The sequence below is a fragment of the Paracidovorax cattleyae genome (genome assembly GCF_900104515.1).
Classification (GTDB): domain Bacteria; phylum Pseudomonadota; class Gammaproteobacteria; order Burkholderiales; family Burkholderiaceae_C; genus Paracidovorax; species Paracidovorax cattleyae.
On record NZ_FNJL01000021.1, the window covers coordinates 1 to 24139 of the forward strand.

Genomic DNA, 24139 nt, shown 5'->3' on the forward strand with positions numbered 1-24139 from the left:
TCGCCCTGTCCAGCAACTGGTATTCCATCTGCTCGTCCGACAGGTTGTACAGGCGCTTCAAGACCAGGATGCGCACCATCACCTCGACGGGATAGGCCGGCCGACCACCCTTGCGGCCATCGCCGCGCTCGATGAGTGCATCCACCAGCCGCGCCAGCTCGGCGAAGTCGATGTGCCGCGCGATTACCTGCAACGGATCGCCCACTTCATCTCTCTTATGCTGGCGCGACGCCTCGGCAAACAGATCGAACTTCAAGGCGCTGCGAGGAGAGATCATGGTGAGGAGGACGGCTCAGGTCTTGTCGGTGAACAAGGGAGTGGCCGGGTTTTGAGAGGTTCCCAAAAATCCTTCCGTGCACCCGGTGGCCGCTTGCGGCAGACTCGGGCGCCGCCCTGGTCCTTGCCGCCCTGCCCTCCCGTGTCCCAGCCCCCTTCCAGCGCCTTGTCCGGCACCCCTTCCTCCGCTTCGCCGTCCACGGCGGCCGCCGGCGGCGTGATCGTCTCGGTCGCCGTCCAGACGCCTGCGCACAGCGCCGTGGGCGGCCCGCTGAGCTACACGAGCGCGCAGCCGCTGGAGCCGGGCACGCTGGTGCGGGTGCCCCTGGGCACGCGCGAGGTGCTGGGCGTGGTGTGGGATGCACCCGCCGATGCGCCGGAGCTGCCGCGCGGCGCGGCGGTGCGGCCGGTGGCCGGCGTGCTGGACGGGCTGGCACCGCTGGACGCGGCCTGGCGGCGGCTGGTGGCCTTCGCGGCGCGCTACTACCAGCGGGCGCTGGGCGAAGTGGCGCTCGCCGCCCTGCCGCCGCAGCTGCGCGACCTCACGCCCGCGCAGCTCGCGCGGCGCCTGCGCCGCGCACCGGCCGCCACCGCCGGTGAAGCCGCTGCGCCCTACGCCCCCGGGCCCCATGCGCCGAGCGCCGAGCAGCAGGCGGCTACGGACGCCATCGCCGCGCAGCCCGGGCCCTTCCTGCTCTACGGCAGCACGGGCAGCGGCAAGACCGAGGTGTACCTGCGCTGCGTGCAGCAGGCCCTGGCCGCGGATCCTGCCGCCCAGGTGCTGGTGATGGTGCCGGAGATCAACCTCACGCCGCAGCTGGAGACACGGTTCCTGGCGCGCTTCGCGCCGCTCTACGGGGCGGACAGCGTGGTCTCGCTGCACAGCGGCATGACCAACCCGCAGCGGCTGAAAAGCTGGCTGGCCGCGCACTCCGGCCAGGCGCGCATCGTGCTCGGCACGCGCATGGCGGTGTTCGGGAGCCTGCCGGGCCTGGCGCTCATCGTGGTGGACGAGGAGCACGACGCCAGCTACAAGCAGCAGGAGGGCGCGCGCTATTCCGCCCGCGACCTGGCCATCTGGCGCGGGCGCGAGCAGCGCGCGAAGGTGATCCTCGGCTCGGCCACGCCGTCGCTCGAGAGCTGGCACGCGAGCCGCCCGCCCGCAGACGGGTACCCGGGCGGACGCTACCTGCGGCTGCACATGCCCAGCCGGATCGGCGCGGGGGCGCTGCCGCGCGTGCGGCTGGTGGACATGGCGCAGCAGCCGCGCGGCGCCGTGTTCTCGCCGCCGCTCGTGGCCGCCATCACCGAGCGCGTGGAGCGCGGCGAGCAGTGCCTGGTGCTGCTCAACCGCCGCGGCTTCGCCCCGGTGCTGCACTGCACCGAATGCGGCTGGAAGAGCGACTGCCCGCACTGCAGCGCCCACCAGGTGTTCCACAAGATCGACCGCTCGCTGCGCTGCCACCACTGCGGCTTCGCGCAGCGCGTGCCCTATGCCTGCCCGGGCTGCGGCAACCCGGACATCGCCCCGATCGGGCGCGGCACCGAGCAGCTGGAAGAGCAATTGGCCGCGTTGCTTCGCAACGTGATCACGCCGGAGCGCCGCGCCGCGCGCGTGGCCCGCATCGACGCCGACACCACGAAAGCCAGGGGCGCACTGGAAGAACAGCTGGCCCAGGTGCATGCTGGCGAGGTGGACGTGCTCGTGGGCACGCAGATGGTGGCCAAGGGACACGACTTCCGGCGCATCACGCTCGTGGCGGCGGTGCAGCCGGACGGCGCGCTGTTCTCCAGCGATTTCCGGGCGCCCGAGCGGCTGTTCGCACTGCTCATGCAGGCGGCGGGCCGCGCGGGCCGGGACGCGGGCTATGTGGCCGCCCAGGGCGGCGCCTGCGAGATGTGGGTGCAGACCTACCACCCCGACCACGCGGTGTATGCGGCGCTGCGCCGGCACGACTACCCGGCCTTCGCTGCGCGGCAGCTCGCCGAACGCGCCGAGGCCGCCATGCCGCCCTTCGCTTTCCAGGCGCTGGTGCGTGCCGACGCGCGCACGCAGGAGGTGGCGCAGGCCTTCCTGGCCGGCTGCGCCGAGGCGGCCCGGCAGGCGGGCCTCCCGGGCATGGAGCAGGTGACGGTGTTCCCGCCCGTGCCGCTGGCGATTCAGCGCGTGGCCAACGTGGAGCGCGCGCAGATGCTGCTGGAGAGCCCGAGCCGCGCGGCGCTGCAGCGCTTCCTGGCGGCCTGGCAGCCGCTGCTGCATGCCTGCCGCGCGGACCCGGCGCACCGGGGGCTGGTGCGCTGGCTGGTGGACGTGGATCCGCTGGCGATCTGAGCGGGCCGATGGTCAGTCCGCGTGCGGCCGGGGCCCCTCCCGCCAGGCGATGAGCGCCTCGCGCTGCTCCAGGTGGCGCACCACGCGCTCCAGGCAGGCCTGCGCGTCCAGCAGCCGGGCGCGGTCCACGCCGTGCAGGTGCAGGACGTCCTCGCCGTACGCGCCGGTCAGCTGGCGCAGAGTGTCCGCGGCGGCTGCCACGGCGCCATGCTCGATGATGCCCTGCGGGCTCGCCCGCATCAAATCCACCAGTCGCTCGAGCGCCCGGGTCACCTGTGCCCTCACGGCCGGGTCGCTCCCGGCAGCAGGCGCCGGGGCACGGCCCTCCTCGGCGCGGCGCAGCGCGGCGTCGGAGGACTCCGCGGCCCCCGCACCCTGCGCGGCTGCCGCCGCAGGCCGGCGGGCGGGGGGCACGAAGGAGCGCATCGACGTGCTCAGCAGGGATTCCAGCACCGGGTCCAGCGCGCGCATCTCCCCGCGGGCCTCGCGCCAGAAACGCTCCTGCTTCTGGTCGCGCCGGCGGTCCAGGCGCGATGTCAGCTCGCCGCTGATGTCGCCCATCAGCGCCTTCCAGCCGCTCCAGCCCAGCTCGCTGAAAAAGCTCTGCCCGGCCTGCTGCATCACCCCGCCCCGGGAGTTGGGCGGCTCGTCGCCGTCGGGCACCCCGTAGCGGCCGCGGACGATCGAGGCGAACTGCAGGCCGGCCGCGGAAGCCACCGCGCCCATCACCACGTTGCCGCCCACGCTGCGCACGAAGAAGTCGCGCGCGGCATGGAACGCTCCGGCGCTGGTGCGGAACGCCTCGCCCAGCAGGGACACGGATTCCTGCGCCACATTCAGGGCGAAGCCGGGCAGCCGCCGGGCATCGCTCCACTGCAGCGGCGCCTGGGTGTCGTCGGGCCGCGCCAGCCGGAACAGGTTGACGCGCTGCGTACCACCCACGAGGTCGGACACCGCCACCTGTCCGGTGCGCGGCAGTGCCTTGGTCGTTTCCAATACCGCCTTGTTCACTGCCGACGCGGTACCCGAAGCCACGGCGCCGAAGCCCAGGGCGCGCAGGGGCGACGCCAGCGTCTCCTCGCTGCTCAGGCCGCGGCGCGTGGCATTGGCGATGGCCGTGAGCATCGGCTTGAGCAGCGCGGCCTCGGCCTTGCCGTCCATGAGCTTCTGGCGCGTCTCCACGAGCTTGCGGTGGTCGAACGCGGCGCCGCGCAGGGCATTGCGGGTGGAGCGGACCACGTCTTCCGTGGTGGAGGTGCGGCCCACTTCCGAGTCCCGCGCGGGGCGCCAGAAGCGCTTGGCGCCCTCTGCGGTCAACTCCAGCTGCACGGGTGCCGGGTCGGGAACCAGCACCTTCGGGTCCACCGCCTTGAAGCCCGGCATGTTCGCCACGCGCGACCGGCGGTCCATGGCCGGCACCACGATGGACTCCGTGAGGTAGTTCACCATGCCCGCGATCATGCCGCCGTACACGGCCGGCCAGATCTTGGAGGCGGTATCCCCGACCTCGTTGTCGCGCAGCGTCGAGATCGCGCCGCCCGACGGCGTGCGCGTGGCCGAGGTCATGAAGCCCTTGAGGCTTTCGTAGGCGATGGCCACGGAGGCCCGCTGCCATCCCACGGGCTCCATGTGTTCGCGGAAGTGGTAGCCCTCCGTGGCGCCGTAGGCCTTCTGGCGCTCCAGCAGGCGGTCCGCGGCCCACTGGACGTATTCCGTCTCCATCTGGGCCTGCACCTCCGCGCGGTCCTGCACGTCCGCGGCCAGCGGCATGGGACCGAGGTGGGCCATGACCTGCATGCGCAGGCGGGCAACGGCCGCATCCGCTCCGTCGCCTTCGTCGCCGCTGGCCTCCTGGGCCGCGGCCTCGCGGTCCACGCCGCGCCGTTCCACCGTGTCGAGGTCCAGGGATGACCCCGAGTTGCTGCGGGAGAACTCCTCGACGTTCGGCCGCTCCAGCTGCGAGCCCCGCAGGCTCGACAGGTCGGTGTACCCTGCGAGATCCGACGGATCCAGCCGCGCGGAAAAATAGCGCGAGCTGCCGCCGCGCTCCGATGGCAGGGCGGCCCGCCGGTGGGAGGCCGAGGCATCGGTGCCGGCGGCGCGGGCATGCCTTTCGGCGGAGAGCATCGCCAGCGCCTGGGGGGGCGCCAGGCTGCGGGACGAGGCCCCGGCCTCCCGCCCCTGCGCGCGAGCCGAAGACTCTCCGGCCTCCTGGAACCGGTCGGACCGGCCTTGCGTGCCGCGCAGCAGCGCCTGTTCGGAGCCGCGGATCATGGTGCGGCTCCATCGTCCTGCGCGGCTGTGGACATCCCGGACCCCTCGGGCGGCACCAGCGCATCCAGCGCGGCCCGCGCCAGCACGTGGCCGCGGTCCATGTCGGCCGCCACGCGGGCGGCGTCATGCCGCGCCTGCAGCGGCCGCAGGCCCAGGAGCCCGCCGTTCTCCATCAGGCCCAGCAGCCAGCCCTCGCCGCCAAGCAGTTGCTCCTGCACGCCCAGCAGCCGCGGCACGTCCATACCACCCAGCTCGGCGGCGACCAGCGGCAGCAGGACTTCGGGGTAGGCGGCCCAGCGGTCCTCGTCCCGGCGGACGTGGATGCGGCACAGCAGGCCCGAAGGCCCCACGAACGGCTCGCCGGACTGCAGGGATGGCAGGAGGTCGGGGGGCACGCCCAGATGGGTCCCTACCTGCGAAAGATACGTCCGTGCGGCCACGGAGTCGGGCTGCTCCGGGGCAGCGGAAGGGGGGGTCATGGTGGAACTCCTGATTCACGAAGGCACCGCACGGGGCGCCTGCAACGTCGCCAATGTCGTGAAATCACGTAACACCCCGATGACCGGGCCGAAGCCGGTCCCAGGAATGCGAAGCGGTCAGGTCCGGAGGGCGACCGCGGCCGAAAAGCTCAGGAATGCCAGCACCGTGGACACCAGGATCACCCGGGCGATGCGCCCCGTGTGCGCGCCGAAGCGCTCCGCCAGCAGCGAGACGTTGCTGGCGCTCGGCAGCGCCGCCGCGAGGATCAGCGCAGTGTGCGCCGGGGCGGACAGCGGCGCGCCCGCAGCGATCGCCGCATGGCCCGCGCCCCAGACGAGCAGCGGATGCACCACCAGCTTGGCCAGCGCCGCGCCCAGGCCGTCCCGGGGGCGCAGGGCTCCGCCCGGATGCGCGGCCATGCCCGCGCGCGCCAGCACCGCACCGATGGTGAACAGGGCGACCGGCGCCGCGGCATCCGCCAGCAGGCCCACGGTGCGGTCCAAGGGCCCCGGAAGGGCGACCTGCAGCCCCGAGGCCAGCGCGCCCAGCGCGATCGACCAGGGCATGGGATTGGCTGCCATGCCCCGCAGGGCGCGCCCCAGCGCCGCCCGCGCGCCCTCGGTGCCGGGCGCATCCCCGCCGCGCAGGCGCGACAGGCCGACGCAGACCGCCGTGGTCACCACCATGTCCAGCAACATCGTGAGGATCACCGGCCCCGCGGCCGCCGGGCCGAGCAGCGCCACCAGCAGCGGCACGCCCATGAACCCGGTATTGGGGAAGGCCGTGGCCAGGGCGCCGAAGGCCGCGTCGTTCCAGCCCAGCCGGCGCCGCGTGAGCACGACGGCCGCGGCCACCAGCGCCAGGCCGCAGGCCAGGTACACGCCCGCGGCCGCGGGATCCAGCAGCTCGGCGATGGGCGTGCGTGCGCCGAACCGGAACAGCATGCACGGCAGCGCGAAGAACAGCACGAAGGCGTTCAGACCGGGAATCGCGGCCAGCGGCAACCACCCTGCGCGCGTGGCGAGATAGCCGCACAGCACCAGCGCGAAGAAGGGGAAGGTGACGGAGAGCACGGAGAGCACGGAGAGCACGCGGCATTCTCGCAGCGCGCGCAGCCTGTAGGACGCCGCCGCATCGGCCCGGCCCGCATTCCCCTGCGCAATCCGGCAGTGGACCGCCCCGTTATCATCTGCACCCGCCTGCCGGCCCGGCCGCATACGCCCGGGTCGGCAGCCGTCCTCGCCCCCGCTGTCCAGCCCCCTCCCGCTTCCGCTCGCCGCATGTCCGCCGGTCTCAATCTCGCCCAGCTCCAGGCCGTCCACTACACGGAGGGCCCGTGCCTGGTGCTGGCCGGCGCCGGCTCTGGCAAGACGCGCGTGATCACGATGAAGATCGGCCGGCTGATCGAGACCGGCCTGGAGCCGCGGCGCATCGCGGCCATCACCTTCACGAACAAGGCCGCCGCCGAAATGCGCGAACGCGCGCAGCACCTGATCGGCCGCGCGGCCAGGGACGTGCTGGTCTGCACCTTCCACGCCCTGGGCGTGCGCATGGTGCGCGAGGACGGACACGTGCTGGGCCTCAAGCCCCAGTTCAGCATCCTCGATGCCGACGACGTGACCGGCATCATCAAGGACGCGGCCGGCGGCACCACCGACATCGCCACCGCGCGCCAGTGGCAGTGGACCATCAGCGCGTGGAAGAACGCCGGCCTCGACAGCGCCCAGGCCCTCGCCCAGGCGAAGGACGACAACGAGCGCAGCATCGCCGTCATCATGCAGCGCTACGAGGAGCGGCTGACGGCCTACCAGAGCGTGGACTTCGACGACCTGATCGGCATGCCGCTGCGCCTGCTGCGCGACTTCCCCGAGGTGCGTGCCAAGTGGCAGAAGTCGCTGGGCCACGTGCTGGTCGATGAATACCAGGACACCAACGCCACGCAGTACGAACTGCTCAAGCTGCTGGTGGGCGAGCGCGGCCGCTTCACCGCGGTGGGCGACGACGACCAGTCGATCTACGGCTGGCGCGGCGCCACGCTGGACAACCTCAAGAAGCTGCCGGTGGACTACCCGCAGCTCAAGGTCATCAAGCTTGAGCAGAACTACCGCTCCACCAGCGCCATCCTGCGCGCGGCCAACAACGTCATCCAGCCCAACCCGAAGCTCTACCCGAAGACGCTGTTTTCCGAGCTGGGCGAGGGCGAGCCGGTGCGCGTGGTGGACGCCGACAACGAGGAGCACGAGGCCGAGCGCGCCGTGGCCCGCATCCAGAGCCTGCGCGCCACGATGAACCCGCAGCCCACCTGGAAGAGCTTCGCGATCCTCTACCGCGCCAACCACCAGGCCAAACCGTTCGAGAAGGCCCTGCGCAAGGCCAACGTGCCCTACAAGGTCTCGGGCGGCACCAGCTTCTTCGACCGCGCGGAAATCAAGGACCTGTGCGCCTGGTTCCGCCTCTGGATCAACAACGACGACGATCCGGCCTTCCTGCGCGCCATCACCACGCCGAAGCGCGGCATCGGCCACACCACGCTGGCCAAGCTCGGCGAGTTCTCGACGCAGCACAAGGTGAGCATGTTCGGCGCGCTCTTCAACCACATGCTCGAGGCCGTGCTGCCGCGCAAGGCGCACGAGAGCGTGATGGAATTCGGCCGCTACATCAACTACCTGGAATACAAGGCACGCCACACCCATGGCGCCGAAGATGCTCGCACCTTCATGACCGAATGGCTGAAGGAAATCGGCTACGAGCAGTACCTCTACGACAGCGAGGACAGCGAGACCGTGGCCGGCGCGCGCTGGACCAACGTGCTCGAGTTCTGCGACTGGATGAGCCAGCGCGCGGGCGGGCAGATCGAGGACACGGCCGGTGCCGTGGTGGCGAAGGAAACCAAGAGCCTGCTCGAAGTGGCGCAGACCATCGCGTTGCTGTCCACCATCAGCGAGCGCGAGAAGGACGAGGACCTCGTCACCCTCTCCACGCTGCACGCCTCCAAGGGCCTGGAGTGGCCGCACGTGATGCTGGTGGGCGTGACCGAGGGCATGCTGCCCTTCAAGCTCGACGACGACGAGGGCCGCCAGCAGAAGGTGAGCGACGATACCCTGCAGCGCCTGCAGGAAGAGCGCCGCCTGATGTACGTGGGCATCACCCGCGCGCAGCGCAGCCTGGCCGTGAGCTGGACCAAGCGCCGCAAGAAAGGCCGCGAGATGGTGGCCGCCCAGCCCAGCCGCTTCATCGCCGAGATGGGCCTGGACAAGAACACCGCCCGCGAAGACCCGCGCGAGAAGCTGCGCGCACTGCGCGCCGAGTTCGCGGCGCGCAAGTCCCCCGCCCCGACGGCGCCATGAACCCGCCTGACGCGCCATCCACCCCGGGCCGGCCCCGGGCATGCGGCGAGCGGCAGGCAGAAGCACTTCATCATCACCCACGCCAACCGGATGGGCCGGCGGGCGTGGGGCAGTTGCGGCAAGGAGATCCGCGGACCATGGACCAACGCACACGACAACCGAAGCCTTCCGTTCGCGCCGCACAGGCAGGCCGGCCCGCAGCCACCCGCCCGGTGCGCCTGGGCGCCCTGGCGCTCGCCCTCTGCGCGCCCGCCGGCGCCGCCCTGGCGCAGCAGCCGCCCGCGCCCTCCGGCGCCGCGGGCGAGGCCTGGCGCCGCTGCACGGCCATGGGCAGCGGCGAGGCGCGGCTGGCCTGCTTCGACCAGTGGGCCGGGCAGCAGACCTGGCAGCAGGCGCCGGCCGTGGCCGCCGCGCCGTCCACGGGCACAGGCACGGGCAAGTCCGCCGCGGCCTCCGCCGGCGACAACTCTCCGCCCCCGCCGGTGGACACCACGCTGCCGGCCACGCGCGTCATCGACGTGGCCCAGGTGGAGGGCTGCCGCGACGAGCAATACAGCACGCTCTCGCGCTTCTGGGAACTGGAATCGGGCAGCGACTGCGGCACCTTCCGCTTCCGCGGCTACCGGCCGATCTCTGTCTCGGTGGTGGCGTCCGACACCGTGAACCGCCGGCCCACCTCGCCCGCCGCGGACCACACCGCGACTTCGGAGGTCGATTACCGCACCACCGAAACCCGCATCCAGCTCTCGGTGCGCACCAAGATCGCGCAGGGCCTGCTCACGCAGGGCCACCCGACGCTCAAGGATTCGCTCTGGGTCGGCTACACGCAGCAGTCGTACTGGCAGCTCTTCAGCCCGGACATCTCGCGGCCGTTCCGCGCCACCGACCACGAGCCGGAGGTGATGTACGTCTATCCCACCGACGCGAAGCTGCCCTTCGGCTGGCGCTGGCGCTACAGCGGCATCGGGCTGGTGCACCAGTCCAACGGCCAGAACCTGCCGCTGTCGCGCAGCTGGAACCGCGTCTACCTGATGACCGGCATGGAACTGGACAACCGCTGGACCGTGAGCGCGCGCGTCTGGAAGCGCCTGAAGGAAAGCGCCGCGGACGACGACAACCCGGACATCGTCGACTACATGGGCCGCGGCGAAGTGCAGCTCGGCTGGAACTACGACCGCGACAACACCCTGTCGCTGATGGCGCGCAGCGCCTTCGGCTCCACCGGCCGTGGTGCCGTGCGGCTGGAATGGCTGCGCGCAGTGGGCAATGACCTGGGCGGCATCAAGAGCAACCTGCGGTTCCATACCGCGCTCTTCAGCGGCTACGGCGACACCATCACCGACTACAACCGCCGGCGCACCGTGCTCAGCGTGGGCCTGAGCCTCGTGGACTTCTGATGCAATGCGCGGCCGGCGGCCGCGCGCCTCACAACCCGTTACCCTTTGCCAGGGCCAGCGGGTTGAAGCGGCCGGGGCGTGCCGACACAATGGCACGCGCGGCGCACGGCATTCCCTGGCCTTTCTGTGTCACTTCTCCGCCGCAGCCCGAGCCCCCGCGCCGAAGGCCAGTCCGGCCTTCTTCCGCGGCGCGGATAAGAACGGTTTTCCGGCCTTTTTCCGCGCGATTGCCTGTCCGGGGCCGCTCGACAATGCCCGCTCGGAGGTCGTCATCATGGACATGCAATATCAGCTCAAGGCCGGCGCGTACTATCTGTACGACATGCGCGAGGCACCCAGCGCCGTCACCGGCGAGCGCCGCTTCAAGCTCAGGACCGAGACCGTGGCCATCGCGTTCGACCAGCACACCGGCGAAGTGCACCAGCACGGCACGCCCTCGCGCATCACCTCCTGGGCCAACAACACCCGCCGCCGCCTGCGCGCCGCGGGCGCACTGCAGGCCGCCAACGACATCGTCGTCGTCTCGGGCCCGCTGCCCGTGGACGAACTCAACAAATGCCTCTGGATCTCCGGCTACTGCCGCCGCATGTTCTCGCGCCTGGCAAGCCTGCCGCACGGCAAGCTGCAACGCGGCGGCAGCGCGCATTCGGAGGGGTTCCGGAAAGCGGCTTGATGCGCGCATCCCCCTGAGCGGCTTCGCCGCTTCCCCCTTCTCTCGCCGTGCTGCGCCCGGCGGGAAGGGGGACGACGCCGACGGTCTGGCGACGCCAGTCCCGCGGCGTCTGCTGGCAGCCGGGCTCAGCGGCTTTCGCTTCTACCGCCTGGCAGTCACTTCCAGCTTTCCTCTTTCACACCGGATCGGGCTCGCCGCCGTCGCCGGGCAGGTCTGCCGGCTGCATGGCGGCGGGCGTGTCGGGGTGCTTGACGATGGTCACGGGCACGGGGCTGGCATGCACCAGGGCCTGGGAGACGGAGCCCAGCAGGGCGCTGGCGATGGCGCCCTGGCCGCGGGCGCCGATCACGACGAGGCCGCACTGGGTGCGCTCGGCGATGTCCGCCAGCGTGGGGGCGACGTCGCCCACGCCCACTTCGGATTCGCAGGGCACGCCGGCCGCATCGACCAGGGCGCGCGCCGGAGCCATCAGGTGCAGGCCGGCCTCCAGACTCGCGGCGGCGATGAGGTCGGGGTCGCGCGAGACCACCATCTCGTAGAGGGTGGCGGGCTCCTGCACGTGCGCGAGCACGACGGAGGCCGCGAGGCCCTGGCGCGTGAGCGCGAGCGTGTGGCGCACGGCATCGAGCGAGAGTTCGGAGCCATCGACGGCGACGAGGATCTTGAGCATGTTCGGGAATGTCCTTTCTTCTGGGGGCCGGCCGGAGGGCCGCGGAACGCGGCGCCGCTGCGGACCAGTGTAGTGCCGGCGCGCAGGCGGCCGTCTGGGACAATCGCCCGATCATGCTTCAATTCGAACTTCTCGCGACCGATCCCGCAAGCCACGCGCGGCGCGGCGCGCTCACGCTCAACCACGGGGTGGTGCAGACCCCCATCTTCATGCCGGTGGGCACCTACGGCACCGTCAAGGGCGTGATGCCGCGCAGCCTGCACGAGATGGGCGCGCAGGTCATCCTGGGCAACACCTTCCACCTGTGGATGCGCCCGGGCCTGGACGTGATGCAAAGCTTCGGCGGCCTGCACGGCTTCGAGCAGTGGAACAAGCCCATCCTCACCGACTCGGGCGGCTTCCAGGTCTGGTCGCTGGGCGCCATGCGCAAGATCACCGAGGAAGGCGTGACCTTCGCGAGCCCGGTGAACGGCGACAAGCTCTTCATGTCGCCCGAGGTGAGCATGCAGATCCAGACCACGCTCAACTCCGACATCGTCATGCAGCTCGACGAATGCACGCCCTACGAGACCAAGGGCCACAAGACCACGGAGGCCGAGGCGCGCAAGTCGATGGAGATGAGCCTGCGCTGGGCGCGCCGCAGCCAGGACGAATTCCACCGCCTGGGCAACCCCAACGCGCTCTTCGGCATCGTGCAGGGCGGCATGTACAAGCACCTGCGCCAGGAATCGCTGGAGCGGCTGGTGGAGATGGATTTCCCCGGCTACGCCGTGGGCGGCGTGAGCGTGGGCGAGCCCAAGGACGAGATGCTGGACATCATGGCCCACACGCCCCACCGCCTGCCGGCCCACAAGCCCCGCTACCTGATGGGCGTGGGCACGCCGGAAGACCTCGTGCAGGGCGTGGCCGACGGCGTGGACATGTTCGATTGCGTGATGCCCACGCGCAATGCGCGCAACGGCACCATCTTCACGCGCCATGGCGATCTGAAGATCCGCAACGCCCGGCACAAGACAGACCACCAGCCGCTGGACCCCACCTGTACCTGCCACGCCTGCGCGGGCACCGAGGGCGTGGCCTGGGCCGATGGCGGGCGCGGCGGCTTCAGCCGCGCGTACCTGCACCACCTCGACCGCTGCGGCGAGATGCTGGGCCCCATGCTCACCACCGTGCACAACCTGCACTACTACCTGAACCTCATGCGGGAGATCCGCGAGTCGCTCGACGCGGGCCGCTTCGGCGAATTCCGCAGCCGCTTCGCGGCGGACCGCGCACGGGGTGTCTGACGGCGGCATGGCCGGCGGCAGCGCGGCGCCGGCGGCGGCCTACGCCCGCCCGCGCGGGCATGGCCTACCATGCGCCCCATGCTGACCGTCCACCACCTCGAAACCTCCCGCTCCCAGCGCGTGCTCTGGCTCCTGGAGGAGCTGGGCGTGGCCTACGACATCCGCCGGTACGCGCGCGACCCGCGCACCCGCCTCGCGCCGCCGGAGCTCAAGCGCATCCACCCGCTGGGCAAGTCCCCCGTGATCGACGACGGCGGCGAGATCATCGCCGAGTCCGGCGCGATCATCGAGCACATCGCCGAGCGCTACGGCGCCCAGGCCACGGGCGAGCTCGCGAACCTGGTGCCCCGGCCGGGCACGCCGGAGCACCGGGAGTGCCGCTTCTGGATGCACTACGCCGAGGGCTCGCTGATGAACTGGCTGGTGATGAAGCTGGTCTTCAAGACCCTGCCCCTGCAGCCGATGCCGTTCTTCGTGCGGCCGATCGCCTACGCGATCTGCGGCAAGGCGCAGAAGAAGCTGGTGGACCCGAACCTCGCCACGGCGCTCGCCTTCATGGAAAAGCACCTCTCGCACAACACCTGGTTCGCGGGCGACGCGATCAGCATCGCCGACTTCCAGATGAGCTTCGCGGTGGAGGCCGCGATCTCGCGCGCGAGCGGCGCGGTCGAGTTCACTGCCGTGCAGGCCTACCGCGAACGCATCAATGCCCGCCCGGCTTACCAGCGCGCGATCGCGCAGGGCGGCCCGGTGGTGATGGGCACCTGACAACACGGGCGCCGCCCGCCCGGTGCCGCATCGTCCCTGCGGAGGGCGGCTCAGGTCGCGAAAGCGCCCAGTTGCAGCGCGATCCGCGACTCGAACCGCGCATGGATGCTTTCGATCTCCGCCTCCAGCGCCGCCAGGAACAACCCGACGGCCGAGGGGGCCGAATACCCTGAGCGCTGGTAGATGCCGCCCTGCAGCCGGGCGCCCGCATCCTCCAGGCCGTTCCAGACGAGCGTTCCCTGCGCCACGTCTTCGGCCACGTTGTCGGGCACCAGGAAGGCCACCGCATCGCTGCCCGCCACGAGCCGCCGCACCATGGCCACCGAAGTGGTTTCCACCCGCGGGCGGCCCAGCCGCGCCAGGCGCGGATCGATGCGATCGAGCAGGCTGCGCAGCTCCATGTCCGGCGACACCATGGCGAGCGGGTAACCCAGGCAGTCGCGCAGGCGCAGCCGCTGCGTGGGGGCGCCCAGCGGATGGCCCGGGGCGGTGACCACCCCCAGCTGCTGGAAGAAGCTGCGGATTTCCTCCACCCCCTGCGGCGGCGTGCGCCGCAGGCAGCAGGCGATGTCGATCTCGCCTTGAGCCACCCAGTGCAGCAGGGATTCGCCGTTGCCGGTGCGCACGCCGAAGGTGATGCCGGGATGGCTGCGCTGCAGTGCCAGGATGACCTGCGGCAGCACGTATTCGGCGGTGGCGTTCGATACGCCCACGTTCACGTGTCCGCGCCGCAGCGCGCGCAGGTCCTCGACCTGGCTCAGCGCGTTGTCGAAGTCGCGCTGGCTGCGCCGCACCGCGGCCAGCATGATCTCCCCGGCCAGGTTGAGCCGCATGCCCCGCGGCAGCCGGTCGAACAGCGGTATGCCGACCTGCGCCTCGAAATTCAGCACCTGCTGGTTGACCGCGGCCGCCGTGAGATGCAGGGTCTCGGCCGCCTTGCGGACCGACCCGCGCCGTGCCACTTCGTCGAAGCAGCGAAAAGCCTGAGAGACGGAGGACATGGTCGGCGAGTGTAAAGAAATACCTGACACCCCTGCAGAAACTTTCAGCTATCCCTGACAGTAGCACCTGCATAGAGTCGCTTTCAGCACGGCACGACACCACGACCAATTCCTGAAGCGAAAGAGTATTCCCGATGGCCACCACCGTTGACCAGGTCACCCAGCGCCGCCGCGGCGTGGGGCTGATCGCCCACGACCCTCATCTCTCCGCCGGGGGCTACACGCTCATCGCCCCGCAGACCGCCGGCGGCCGCGTCTATCTCATCGACATCGGCGGCGCCGTGGTCCACGAATGGCAGTTGCCCGTGCGCCCGGGGCGCCATGCGGTCATCCTGCCCAACGGCAACCTCGGCTACAACGGCAGCCATGCGCAGTCGCCCGACCGCTACCCGCCCTGGTCCATGTGGCATGGCGGCGACTTCTACGAAGTGACCCCGGCCGGCGAGGTGGTATGGCGCTACGAGGATCCGGCCCACCACCACGATGCGCAATGGCTGCCCGACGGCCACCTGCTCTATGCCGCCTGCGAACCGGTCCCCGAAGGATTTGCGGAACAGGTGCCCGGAGGCACCGCCCACGGCCCGCAGGAGACCATGTACGGCGACGTGATCCGCGAGGTCAACCGCGCAGGCGAACGGGTCTGGGAATGGAAGGCCTGGGAACACCTCGACCCGGCGGCCTTTCCCATACACCCCGGCTTCGGCCGCTACCACTGGCCCCTGGTGAACGGGCTGGGCATGGCGGCGGACGGCACCGTGCTGATGAGCCTGCGCACCACGGCCGGCATCATCGGCGTGGACAAGGCCAGCGGGGCGGTGCGGCTGCACCTGCCGCCCTCGCTGGTGTCGCACCAGCACGCGCCCGTGCCGCTGCCGGGCGGCCATATCCTGGCATTCGACAACGGCAACTTCCGCGAAGGCGCGCATGTGGCCTTCTCGCGCGTGGTGGAGATCGACCCCGCCAGCCAGCGCGTCGTCTGGAGCTACCAGGACGAGATGGTCAACGCCTTCTACACGGCCTTCATGGGCAACGCCCAGCGCCTGTGGAACGGCAACACCCATATCACCGAATCCGCCACGGGCCGCCTCTTCGAGGTCACGCCGGCCGGCGAAGTGGTGTGGGAATACATCCTGCCGTGGTTCGCCGAATACCCCGACGCCGCGGCGCGCAAGACCGGCCCCGGACGGCTCAACAGCGTCTTCCAGACCTTCCGCTACCCGGCGTCGGCCCTGCCCTGGCTGAAGACCTGAGCGCCCGGCCTGCCCTGCTGCTCCACCGTCCACCCACTCCTGCCTCGCCGGCCCGTGCCATGACCTCCATCCGCTGCCTGACCCACACCACGAGGGCGCTCGCCCTGGCCGCGCTGTCCGCGCTGGCCGCATCCGCATCGCCGGCCCGCGCCGACAGCCCTTCCTCTGCCTGGCCCGCCCAGCCCATCGTCGCGGTCGTGCCGTTCTCGGCCGGCGGCAGCGTGGATGTCGCCGCGCGGCTGCTGATGCCCCGGCTGGCCGAACGGCTGAAGCAGCCCGTGGTCGTCGAGAACACGGTGGGGGCATCGGGCACCATCGCCGTCCAGCGGGTGATCAGGGCCAGGCCCGACGGCTACACCCTGCTCTTCGGGGTGGCCAGCCCGGTCACGGTCGCGCCGCTGGTCTCGCCGGCACGCTTCGCCTACGACGGACTCAGGGAACTGCAGCCGGTGGTGCCGGTGGCATCCTCGGCCTTCGTGCTGATCGGCAGGCCCCACCTGGCTGCGGACACGGCGGAACTGCTGCGCCTCGTCCGCAGCCAGCCGGGCCGGATCAACTTCGGCACGGATGGCGTCGGCACCAGCCTGCACATCGCTGCCGAGATGATCCGGCAGCAGGCGGGGCTCGACATCGTCCACGTTCCCTACAAATCCGGTCCGCAGGTGCTGACCGAGCTGGCCGGCGGCCAGATCGACCTGGCGGTGCTGCCCGTGGCGCTGGCCCAGGGCTTCATCCGCGAGGGCAAGGTGCAGGCCTATGGCGTGACCTCCCGGCGGCGTGCCGCCACGCTGCCCCAGGTGCCCAGCCTGTCCGAGATGCCGGAATTCCGGTCGCTGGACATCGAGGCCTGGCAGGGCCTGCTGCTGCCCGCCGGCACCCCGCCGGAGATCGCCCGGCGCCTCGCGGCGGAGATGCACGCCGTGCTGGCCGACCCGGAGGTGGTCCGCCGGCTGTCCGACGCGGGCTTCCAGCCCATGGAAATGACGCAGGCCCGGTTCGCGGACTATCTGGCCAGGGAACGGAAGGAACTCGCCGCCGTGATCCGCGCCGCGGGAATCAGGGTCGATTGAAGCGCGGCGAAGCCCCACCGGCGCCGGCGGGAGTTTCCGGTCTCAGATGATGGGCACGCCCCCCGTGACGGCCACCGTAGCACCCGAGATGAAGCTGGCCTGGTCGGACGCCAGCATCACGTAGGCCGGCGCCACTTCGGCGGGCTGGCCGGGGCGCTGCAGCGGCACCTGCCTGCCGAACTCGCGCGCGCGCTCGATCGGCATCGTGGACGGGATGAGCGGCGTCCAGATCGGGCCGGGCGCCACGCAGTTCACGCGGATGCCCTTGTCGGCCAGCAACTGGGCGAGCCCGCCCGTGAAGTTCTGCAGCGCGCCCTTGGTGGAGGCATAGGCCAGCAGCGTCTTGTTGGGCTTGTCCGCGTTGACCGAGACGGTGTTGATGATGGCGCTGCCCGGCGGCATGTGCCGGGCGGCCGCCTTGCTCAGGTAGAACGTGGCATAGACGTTGGTGCGGAAGGTGCGGTCGAATTCCTCGGCCGAGATCTCGTCGATGCTTTCGTGCGCCATCTGGTAGGCGGCGTTGTTGACCAGAATGTCGATGCCGCCCAGGTCCTTCACCGCGCGCTCGATGATGGCGTTGCAGTGGGCCTCTTCGCGGATGTCGCCGGGCACGCCGACCGCGCGGCGGCCTTCCGCCGTGACGAGCTCGAGGGTCTTGCGCGCGTCGCCCTCCTCCTCGGGCAGGTAGGCGATGAGCACGTCGGCACCTTCGCGCGCGAAGGCCAGTGCCACCGCGCGGCCGATGCCGCTGTCGCCGCCCGTGATGACGGCGCGGCGCCCCTGGAGCCTGCCCGAGCCCTGGTACGACGCGGCACCGTAGTCGGGCTGCGGCTGCATGTCGGTCTCGGCGCCGGGCGGCGTGAGCGGTTGCTGGTCCTTGAAGGGCGGCCGGGGGCCGGCGGTGCGGGGGTCTAGGGGCATGGGTTCTCCTGCGATGCTTTCGGCCCCCAGTCTGAAAAGCATGCAGGCCCCAGGATGTAGGAGAAAGCGCTTCCTGTCCCGGCCTGGGTTACCAGGAGAAAATGCCTTACGGAAAATCGTGGAACGATTGCTCCAGCAGCGCCCGCAGCCCCACCTTCCGGCAGGTGACGGCATCGGCGCCCGTTCCCACGGTCAGCATGCGCCCCAGGCCGCTGCCCGAGCGCCGGGTGCCCTCCGGAGGTCTGGATGGCTCCTGGCCGATCTCCGCCGTGGCATCGGCCGCGACCAGCGACACCAGGCTGTCCACCAGGAAACCGCGCAGCCGCTCGCCGTGCCGCACCACCAGCACCCGCGACTGCGCCGTGGCCTCCGCAGCGGCGCTGCCCAGCAGGGTGCGCAGGGAGAAGACCTCCAGCGGCCGGCCCCTGCGCTCCACCAGGCCGCACATGCCGCCGCCAGCGGCGTCCAGCCGCACGGCCGGTACCGCGTAGTCGAGTATTTCCTCCACCTCGGCAAGGGGCGTGGCGCAGTCGCCCCCGGCCCGATAGACGAGGAACGTGGTGCGGGCACCGCCGCCACGCGCCGCCTGCGGTCCGGCCTGAGCGCCTGCGGCGGCAGCGGGCCGGCTGTCCAGGAACGCGGAGACGACCGGATGCGCCAGCAGCCCCTCCACCCGCAGCACGGCGGCGATGCCGTGCGCCGAGGTGCGCATGGCACCGGCATAGCACCCGGGGTTCAGGCTGGCGCCGGCACCCAGGGGCACCGTGGCGTCGGGCGTTGCCGTCTCCATGCCCAGCACGGCGTCCGCCTGCACGCCGATGCGCCGGTCCCCGCGCTGCAGCACCATGAGCAGAGGCTTCGATGCGCCCGGGAACGGGCCCCGGGCCCCGTCCGGCGCACCGCGCTCCGTTCCGAGAAGCTGCTGCAGATCGACCACCGGAACGTCGCAGCCGCGCCATGGCACGAGTCCGCGCAGCGGACCGCCAGCGGCGAAGAAGGCGCGCATGGGCGGCATCGGCAGGATGTCGGGCACATCGGTGAAATCGAAGGCCAGCACCAGCCCCTCCAAAGACGCGAGCGTATACCGGCGCGTCGCCGTGGCGGCCTGCGCCGCGGCAGGGGCCGTGCCGGCGGCTCCCGCGGGAGGGTCCATCGCAGGCGTCACGCCCGGCGTGCACTCCAGCAAGGCCGGCACCTGCAGCACCGGCAGGGCGCGGCTCACGGGCTCCTGCGTGATCACCCAGTGGCCGAACAGGCCGTCCTGCGCGCCGCCCAGGGGCGTGACGGCCGAAGGGGGCACGCGCAGCACGCCCGCGATGGTGTCCACGCCGATGCCCAGGCGGCGGCCGCCATGCGCGACCACTGCCACCTGGCGGCGCCGGCCTGCCGCAGCGGTGGCGGCGGGGGCTGCGGCCGAAGAAGCGGGAGCGGGGCCGGGAGGCGCTGCAGGGGCCATCAGCCGCTGCAGATCCAGCACCGGAACCAGCCTCCCCCGCAGCAGGAGCATGCCCGCCATCAGCGGGGACGGCCCGGGCAGCGGAAGCAGTTGCTCCGGCATGTCCACCGCCTCGACCAGTTCGCTGGAAGCGATGGCAATGTCCTGGCCCGCGGCGCGGACGACGCCGAAGTGCAGAACCGCCGCGCCGGCCGTCACGCACCCACCCGCGCCGCAGGCGTCGCAGCGCCCGCCGGATCGACGCCGGCACGCATCGAGACCCGGGTCAGTTCATGCAGCAGCTGGGCGACGCTGCGCGTGGCGGCGGTCTGCGCCTCGGTCGCGGTGTGGATGCCCGCGATGGATGCGGTCGTCTGGTCCACGCCCTGCACGATGCGCTCGAAGTTCTCCGCCGCCTGCGAGGAGATGTCGCCTCCCTGGCGCACGCGGCCCACCGATTCGGCGATCAGCTTGGTGATCTCGCGCGTCGCCTGCGACGACTTCTCGGCCAGCTTGCGCACTTCGTCCGCCACGACCGAGAAGCCCAGCCCGTGCTCTCCCGCCCGCGCGGCCTCGATGGCCGCGTTGAAGGCCAGCAGGTTGGTCTGGTTGGCGATGTCGCCGATCACCTGCACGATGGCGTTGATGTCGTCGGATGACTCCTGGATGGCCTTGGTGGCCTCCAGCGAACGCAGCAGCGTCTGGCTGCCGCGCCGCGCCTCGGCCTGCGTCACCGCAGCCAGCTCGGTGGAGTGGCGGGTGGTGCGCGCGATCTCGCCGATGGTCTCCGTCAGCTGCTGGATCGAGCGGCCCATCTCGGCCACCCGGCTCTGCACCAGTTGCTCGCGCTCGACCTGGTCGCTCACGTCCACGGAATACTTGATGATCTTCACCGGGTTGCCGTCGGGCCCGATGATGGGGTTGTAGGTCGCCTGGATCCACACCGGATAGCCGTGCTTGCTGATGCGCTTGTACAGGCCCGAATAGAACTCGCCGCGGCTGAGCCGGGCCCAGAAATCGCGGTACTCCGACGAGCGCACGAACTCCGGCTCGCAGAACATCTTGTGGTGCTGCCCCACGATCTCGCGCAGGGTGTAGCCCATCGCGTCGAGGAAGTTGGCATTGGCATGCAGCACGTTGCCCTCCAGGTCGAACTCGATGACGGCCTGCGCGCGGGACATGGCGTTGACCTTGCCCTCGTATTCGGCGTTGCGCATCTGCTCCGCGGTGATGTCGATGGCGTACTTGACGACCTTCACCTGCCGGCCCTCCCCGTCGAAGATGGGGTTGTACGACGCCTGCAGCCACACCTCGCGCCCGTCCCTGGCCACGCGGCGGTACACGCCGGCCTCGAACTCGCCGTCGCCCAGCTTGCGCCAGAAGTCCCGGTAGGCCGGGCTTGCGGCGTGTTCGGGCTGGCAGAAGTGGCGGTGGTGCCGGCCCTGCACCTCGTCCAGCGTGTAGCCCATCGTGTCGAGGAACAGCGGGTTGGCCGCCAGCACCGTGCCGTCGAGCGCGAACTCGACCACCGCGGTGGAGCGGCCGATGGCCTCCACGCGGCCGGCGTTCTCGGTATGGCGCTGCTTGGCCTCGGTGATGTCGGTGGCGTACTTCACCACCTTCACCGGGCGGCCGTCCTCGTCGAGGATGGGGTTGTAGGACGCCTGGATCCACACGTCCTGCCCGTCCTTGCGGATGCGGCGGTATTCGTTGCTCTGGAATTCACCGGCGGCCAGGCGCTCCCAGAATTCGCGGTACTCGAGGCTGCGCACATGCTCTGCGTCGCAGAAGATGCGGTGGTGCACCCCCTCGATCTCCTCGGCGCAGTAGCCGAAGGTGTCCAGGAAGTTCCGGTTGGCCTTGAGCACGTGGCCCTTCAGGTCGAACTCGATGACGGCCATGGAGCGGTTGATGGCATTCATGTGGCCCTCGTGCTCCCGCAGGGCGGCGCGCTGGTCCGACACGTCTTCCAGCAGCAGCATGGCCTGCCTCGGCGCACCGTCCCCGTCCCGCAGCATGAAGGCCTGCGTGCGGGTCACGCAGTTCCGCTTCCAGCTGCCGAAATGGCGGCCGGTGACGGTCTGTACCGGCTCGGAGGCATTCGGGGCGAAGCAGGCGTCCAGCCATTCCGCCGCACGGGGGAAGCAGGCGCGGTAGTGGTGGCCCACCACGTCCTCCTGCGAATGCTGGCTCATCTCCAGGAACCCGGGATGCACCGCCACCACATGCCCCCGGGCATCCAGTTCGATGAAAGGCTGCAGCGCCCGGATGGCTTGTGCGAAGGGGACGAGCATGTCGCTGGAAGCGGAGTCAGGCAGGGTGGACATGGGGCAGTCTTTGGAGAGAAAAGAAAAAAATTGATGCAGTCAGGCCCGAATTATTCAAGAAAACATCAATTTACGTGGAACCATTCTTTTGTATTCCCCTATTTCATTGTTTATTTTTATCATTTATAGCCGTCTTCCTTCGCCGTTTTCCCCATCCGTCCTACGGCTTCCCGGCCGCCTGTCCTGCGGTCCGCATGCTGCCGGTTCCGCACGCGTGGCAGAACCGCGCAAAGGCGCTCTTGCGCGTGCGGCAGTTTCCGCAGCGGTCGAACAGCCCGATGCCGCAGTGCGGGCAGAAGTCGATGGCCTCGTTCTTCAGATCGACGGGCCGTTCGCAGCCGGGGCACGCGCCCTTGGCCAGCCGCGCGAGCGCGACGTCGTAGCTCAGTTCCTCGCGCCGCTGCGCGTCGGGCAGCGCCTCGGCCTGCCGCTGTCGCTCGAGGTAGCGGTTCAGCGCGAGGATGGCGTAGCGCCCCACCAGCACGGTCACCACGATGCCCACGGCATAGCGCACGTAGCCGCCGTAGCTGGGCAGGTAGGGAACGAGTTCGACGAAGAACGCGAACAGCGCGAAAAAGATGAAGCCCCAGACGAACGGCCACCACGTGCTCTGGCGCTTCTTCGCGAACAGCCAGCCCGCGACCAGCAGCAGCGGCAGCGTGAGCGCGAGCCGGTAGAGGAACACCCGCAACTCCACCTTGCGCTGGGCCACCCGCATCCGTTCGTAGCCGGCCGCCTCCATCTGCTCCAGGCGCTGGCGCGCGGCCGCCGCGGCCTGCCGGGCATCGAGCGCGGCCTGCTGCTGGGCCTCCACCGCCCGCTGCGCCTGCCGCTCGCGGGCCTTCAAGGCATCCAGTTCCTGCGTGCGGGCCACCACTTCGGGGTTGTGCTCCGACTGCTGGGTGGCGCTGCGCGTGGCGATCCAGTTGTTGAAGCTCTCGTGCGCCGCCTGGCTCTCGCTGCGCGCCTTGCTGCGCTGCAGCTGGGCCTGCTCCAGCGCCGCCTGCGCCTGCCGCTCGGCCCCGTCGGACGCGCGCACTTCGTTGCGCAGCGCCTCCGCGGCGGGCCGGTCCAGGAAATCATCGAGCTGCAGCGGCGCTTCCACGCGCGGCAGGTCGCCCACCAGCGTGCCGCCCAGCCCGATGAGGAAGCTGGCGAATACCAGCGACACCAGCCACAGGCCGCGGCGGAACCACTTTTCGGACAGGCGCAGGGATTTGCCCATGTCGGACTCCTTTGGTTGATCCATTCGTTCGAAGAGGGCACCGATCATGCGGTGCTCAGGGAGAGCGGTCCAGCGCGAGCGTGGATACGTCCGAGCCCAGCCCGGCCCGGGGCAGCCACGCCAGCACGGAATCGACGGTGACGGTCGCGATGCGGTCGGCGAAGCGGTCGCGGGGCGGATGGTCGTCGAAGGCCACGTTGGCCGCGGTGACCCGCCCGCCCAGCCGGGTGAGCGGCCCGATGCGCAGCACGGCGGGTTCGTACCCCCGGGCACGCAGCCAGGCCTGCGCCTGGGCACGCGTGCGGACGGCCCCGGGCTCCATGGCCATCGCCAGGGTCTCCAGCGCCCACTGGTTGGACTGCTGGTAGCGCGTGCCCCAGGCATAGCCCACCATGCTGTAGGCCGGCTGGTGCATCGCGAGCATGCCCGGGCGCCCGGCCAGCACCGCGGCCAGCCGCGCCTGCGCCTCGGGCGCGGGCAGCAGCCACACGGCCTCGTGCCGCCACAGGTCGTCCAGGAAGAATTCGCCCAGGCCCTGGCGGTAGAGGGAGCCCACCGCAGTGCCGCAGTCGTTGAGCTTATGCGCCACGCGCCAGGCCCCCTCGGGCGTGCGGTAGGCCCAGCCCATGTGCGAGTAATGCACGCCGTATTTCGACAGGTCCTGCCCGGCGCGGGCCAGCAGCACGACGCGCGCGCCGGAACGCTGGTGCTCAGCGTCGAGCGCCCGCGCGGTGCGCTCGGCCAGTTGCATGCCGCGTTCGATGGCCTGCGGCGTGGTCTTGCGCGCCTCGCAGGAGCGGCCGGCGTGCGCGGTGGAGCCCATCGCCAGCGCTGCGGCCAGCAGGAGCCGGGCGGCGCCCATGGCGGCAGCGCGCAGGACGGTGCGGGAATGGACCATGGCCGGCACGCTCACAACCGCTCGTTGTGCAGCAGCGCCCGGCCCAGCGCATTGGGCACGAAGGCCAGGACCTCCCCCGCCGCCGACAGCACCACGCCCGTGCCAATGACGCTGCAGGTGACGACGGTGCCCACGCCCGCCGCGATACCCGAGGCGGCGCGGCCCGCCGCCTCCACGCTCACGCGGGCGCCGTCGGAAGCACGTTCCAGCACATAGACCGTGCCCGTTGCCGACGCCTCCACGGCGCGCACCGTGAGCACCGCGCCGGCCACCGAGAGCGCCGCGGGCACGGTGGCCACCGCGCCGACTGCCGCGGATCCGACGGACGCCGTTCCCACGACGGACGCCACGGGCAGCATCGACAGCGCGGCGGAAGCCTCGCTCTGCGCCCACGCTGGCGGCACTGGCACGATGGCGGCGCTGGCGAGGGCCAGCCCCGCCAGCCAACGCGCAGCCCCCCACACACCTTGGGAAGTTGTGACCCGAAGTAGCAAGGGCCGGTATAAAAA

The 24139-nt window shown here is 71.0% G+C and carries 21 protein-coding genes; 8 read left to right on the forward strand and 13 right to left on the reverse strand.

The annotated features are described in order from the left end of the window. Positions 1-274 (reverse strand): transposase (locus BLR05_RS26800; RefSeq protein WP_244160119.1); only part of this gene is annotated, 274 nt, incomplete at its 3' end. A gap of 219 nt (positions 275-493) precedes the next feature. Between BLR05_RS26800 and priA the strand changes: the two genes are divergently transcribed. Further along, positions 494-2608, forward strand: a complete 2115-nt coding sequence (gene priA, locus BLR05_RS16660) for a replication restart helicase PriA (protein WP_092836379.1) — start codon at positions 494-496, stop codon at positions 2606-2608. Positions 2609-2620: 12 nt separating this feature from the next. On the opposite strand, the gene xopF2 is transcribed toward priA, so the two are convergent. The 3 genes from xopF2 to BLR05_RS16675 form a co-directional block, all read right to left on the reverse strand. Continuing rightward, positions 2621-4882 (reverse strand): type III secretion system effector XopF2, encoded by a 2262-nt coding sequence (gene xopF2 / locus BLR05_RS16665; protein WP_092836185.1) that lies wholly within the window; start codon positions 4880-4882, stop codon positions 2621-2623. Then, positions 4879-5361 (reverse strand): hypothetical protein, encoded by a 483-nt coding sequence (locus BLR05_RS16670; RefSeq protein WP_092836188.1) that lies wholly within the window; start codon positions 5359-5361, stop codon positions 4879-4881. Before BLR05_RS16670 ends, xopF2 begins: the two co-directional genes overlap by 4 nt. A 117-nt stretch (positions 5362-5478) precedes the next feature. After that, a complete protein-coding gene (locus BLR05_RS16675) occupies positions 5479-6444 on the reverse strand; it encodes an AEC family transporter (RefSeq protein WP_092836382.1) in 966 nt (321 codons plus the stop codon). Between the two features lie 198 nt (positions 6445-6642). Between BLR05_RS16675 and BLR05_RS16680 the strand changes: the two genes are divergently transcribed. Next, positions 6643-8709: an ATP-dependent helicase gene (locus BLR05_RS16680; protein ID WP_092836190.1), complete on the forward strand. Its 2067-nt coding sequence runs from the start codon at positions 6643-6645 to the stop codon at positions 8707-8709. Between the two features lie 137 nt (positions 8710-8846). After that, positions 8847-10106: a phospholipase A gene (locus BLR05_RS16685; RefSeq protein ID WP_092836192.1), complete on the forward strand. Its 1260-nt coding sequence runs from the start codon at positions 8847-8849 to the stop codon at positions 10104-10106. A 129-nt stretch (positions 10107-10235) separates the two neighbouring features. Here BLR05_RS16685 and BLR05_RS26610 read toward each other — a convergent pair whose 3' ends face one another. After that, positions 10236-10382, reverse strand: coding sequence for a hypothetical protein (locus BLR05_RS26610; protein WP_167361281.1), 147 nt, complete (start codon positions 10380-10382; stop codon positions 10236-10238). Here BLR05_RS26610 and BLR05_RS16690 point away from each other — a divergent pair. Further along, a complete protein-coding gene (locus BLR05_RS16690) occupies positions 10381-10779 on the forward strand; it encodes a hypothetical protein (protein WP_092836194.1) in 399 nt (132 codons plus the stop codon). The two genes, BLR05_RS26610 and BLR05_RS16690, sit on opposite strands and share 2 nt — an antisense overlap. A 175-nt stretch (positions 10780-10954) precedes the next feature. Here BLR05_RS16690 and BLR05_RS16695 read toward each other — a convergent pair whose 3' ends face one another. Beyond that, positions 10955-11449 (reverse strand): universal stress protein, encoded by a 495-nt coding sequence (locus tag BLR05_RS16695; RefSeq protein WP_092836196.1) that lies wholly within the window; start codon positions 11447-11449, stop codon positions 10955-10957. Positions 11450-11562: 113 nt separating this feature from the next. On the opposite strand from BLR05_RS16695, the gene tgt reads away from it, so the two are divergent. Together tgt and BLR05_RS16705 are read left to right on the forward strand one after the other, a co-directional pair. Continuing rightward, on the forward strand, positions 11563-12735 hold the full coding sequence (tgt, locus tag BLR05_RS16700) for a tRNA guanosine(34) transglycosylase Tgt (RefSeq protein ID WP_092836197.1): 1173 nt from the start codon (positions 11563-11565) through the stop codon (positions 12733-12735). Between the two features lie 78 nt (positions 12736-12813). Beyond that, entirely contained in the window at positions 12814-13503 is a 690-nt protein-coding gene (locus BLR05_RS16705; protein ID WP_092836198.1) for a glutathione S-transferase family protein, read from the forward strand. A gap of 50 nt (positions 13504-13553) precedes the next feature. On the opposite strand, the gene BLR05_RS16710 is transcribed toward BLR05_RS16705, so the two are convergent. Continuing rightward, a complete protein-coding gene (locus BLR05_RS16710) occupies positions 13554-14504 on the reverse strand; it encodes a LysR family transcriptional regulator (protein ID WP_092836199.1) in 951 nt (316 codons plus the stop codon). A gap of 134 nt (positions 14505-14638) precedes the next feature. Here BLR05_RS16710 and BLR05_RS16715 point away from each other — a divergent pair, with 134 nt between their 5' ends. Then, the gene (locus BLR05_RS16715) at positions 14639-15754 is read left to right on the forward strand and encodes an aryl-sulfate sulfotransferase (protein WP_092836202.1); all 1116 of its coding nucleotides are present in this window, start codon (positions 14639-14641) and stop codon (positions 15752-15754) included. 59 nt (positions 15755-15813) lie between these two features. Beyond that, positions 15814-16824 carry a Bug family tripartite tricarboxylate transporter substrate binding protein gene (locus tag BLR05_RS16720; protein WP_092836207.1) on the forward strand — a complete coding sequence of 337 codons (1011 nt, stop codon included), beginning with the start codon at positions 15814-15816 and terminating at the stop codon, positions 16822-16824. Between the two features lie 42 nt (positions 16825-16866). On the opposite strand, the gene BLR05_RS16725 is transcribed toward BLR05_RS16720, so the two are convergent. From BLR05_RS16725 to BLR05_RS16750, 6 genes are all read right to left on the reverse strand, one after another. After that, positions 16867-17745 carry an SDR family oxidoreductase gene (locus BLR05_RS16725; protein ID WP_092836383.1) on the reverse strand — a complete coding sequence of 293 codons (879 nt, stop codon included), beginning with the start codon at positions 17743-17745 and terminating at the stop codon, positions 16867-16869. A gap of 106 nt (positions 17746-17851) precedes the next feature. Beyond that, on the reverse strand, positions 17852-19399 hold the full coding sequence (locus tag BLR05_RS16730; protein ID WP_092836210.1) for a chemotaxis protein CheW: 1548 nt from the start codon (positions 19397-19399) through the stop codon (positions 17852-17854). Next, the gene (locus tag BLR05_RS16735; protein ID WP_092836213.1) at positions 19396-21507 is read right to left on the reverse strand and encodes a PAS domain-containing methyl-accepting chemotaxis protein; all 2112 of its coding nucleotides are present in this window, start codon (positions 21505-21507) and stop codon (positions 19396-19398) included. Before BLR05_RS16735 ends, BLR05_RS16730 begins: the two co-directional genes overlap by 4 nt. 160 nt (positions 21508-21667) lie before the next feature. Beyond that, the gene (locus BLR05_RS16740) at positions 21668-22732 is read right to left on the reverse strand and encodes a zinc ribbon domain-containing protein (RefSeq protein WP_092836385.1); all 1065 of its coding nucleotides are present in this window, start codon (positions 22730-22732) and stop codon (positions 21668-21670) included. 55 nt (positions 22733-22787) lie between these two features. Further along, a complete protein-coding gene (locus BLR05_RS16745) occupies positions 22788-23630 on the reverse strand; it encodes a DUF2145 domain-containing protein (RefSeq protein WP_092836386.1) in 843 nt (280 codons plus the stop codon). 11 nt (positions 23631-23641) lie between these two features. Beyond that, complete coding sequence (locus BLR05_RS16750) at positions 23642-23989, reverse strand: hypothetical protein (RefSeq protein ID WP_434802841.1); 348 nt, start codon at positions 23987-23989, stop codon at positions 23642-23644. Positions 23990-24139 lie beyond the last annotated feature (150 nt).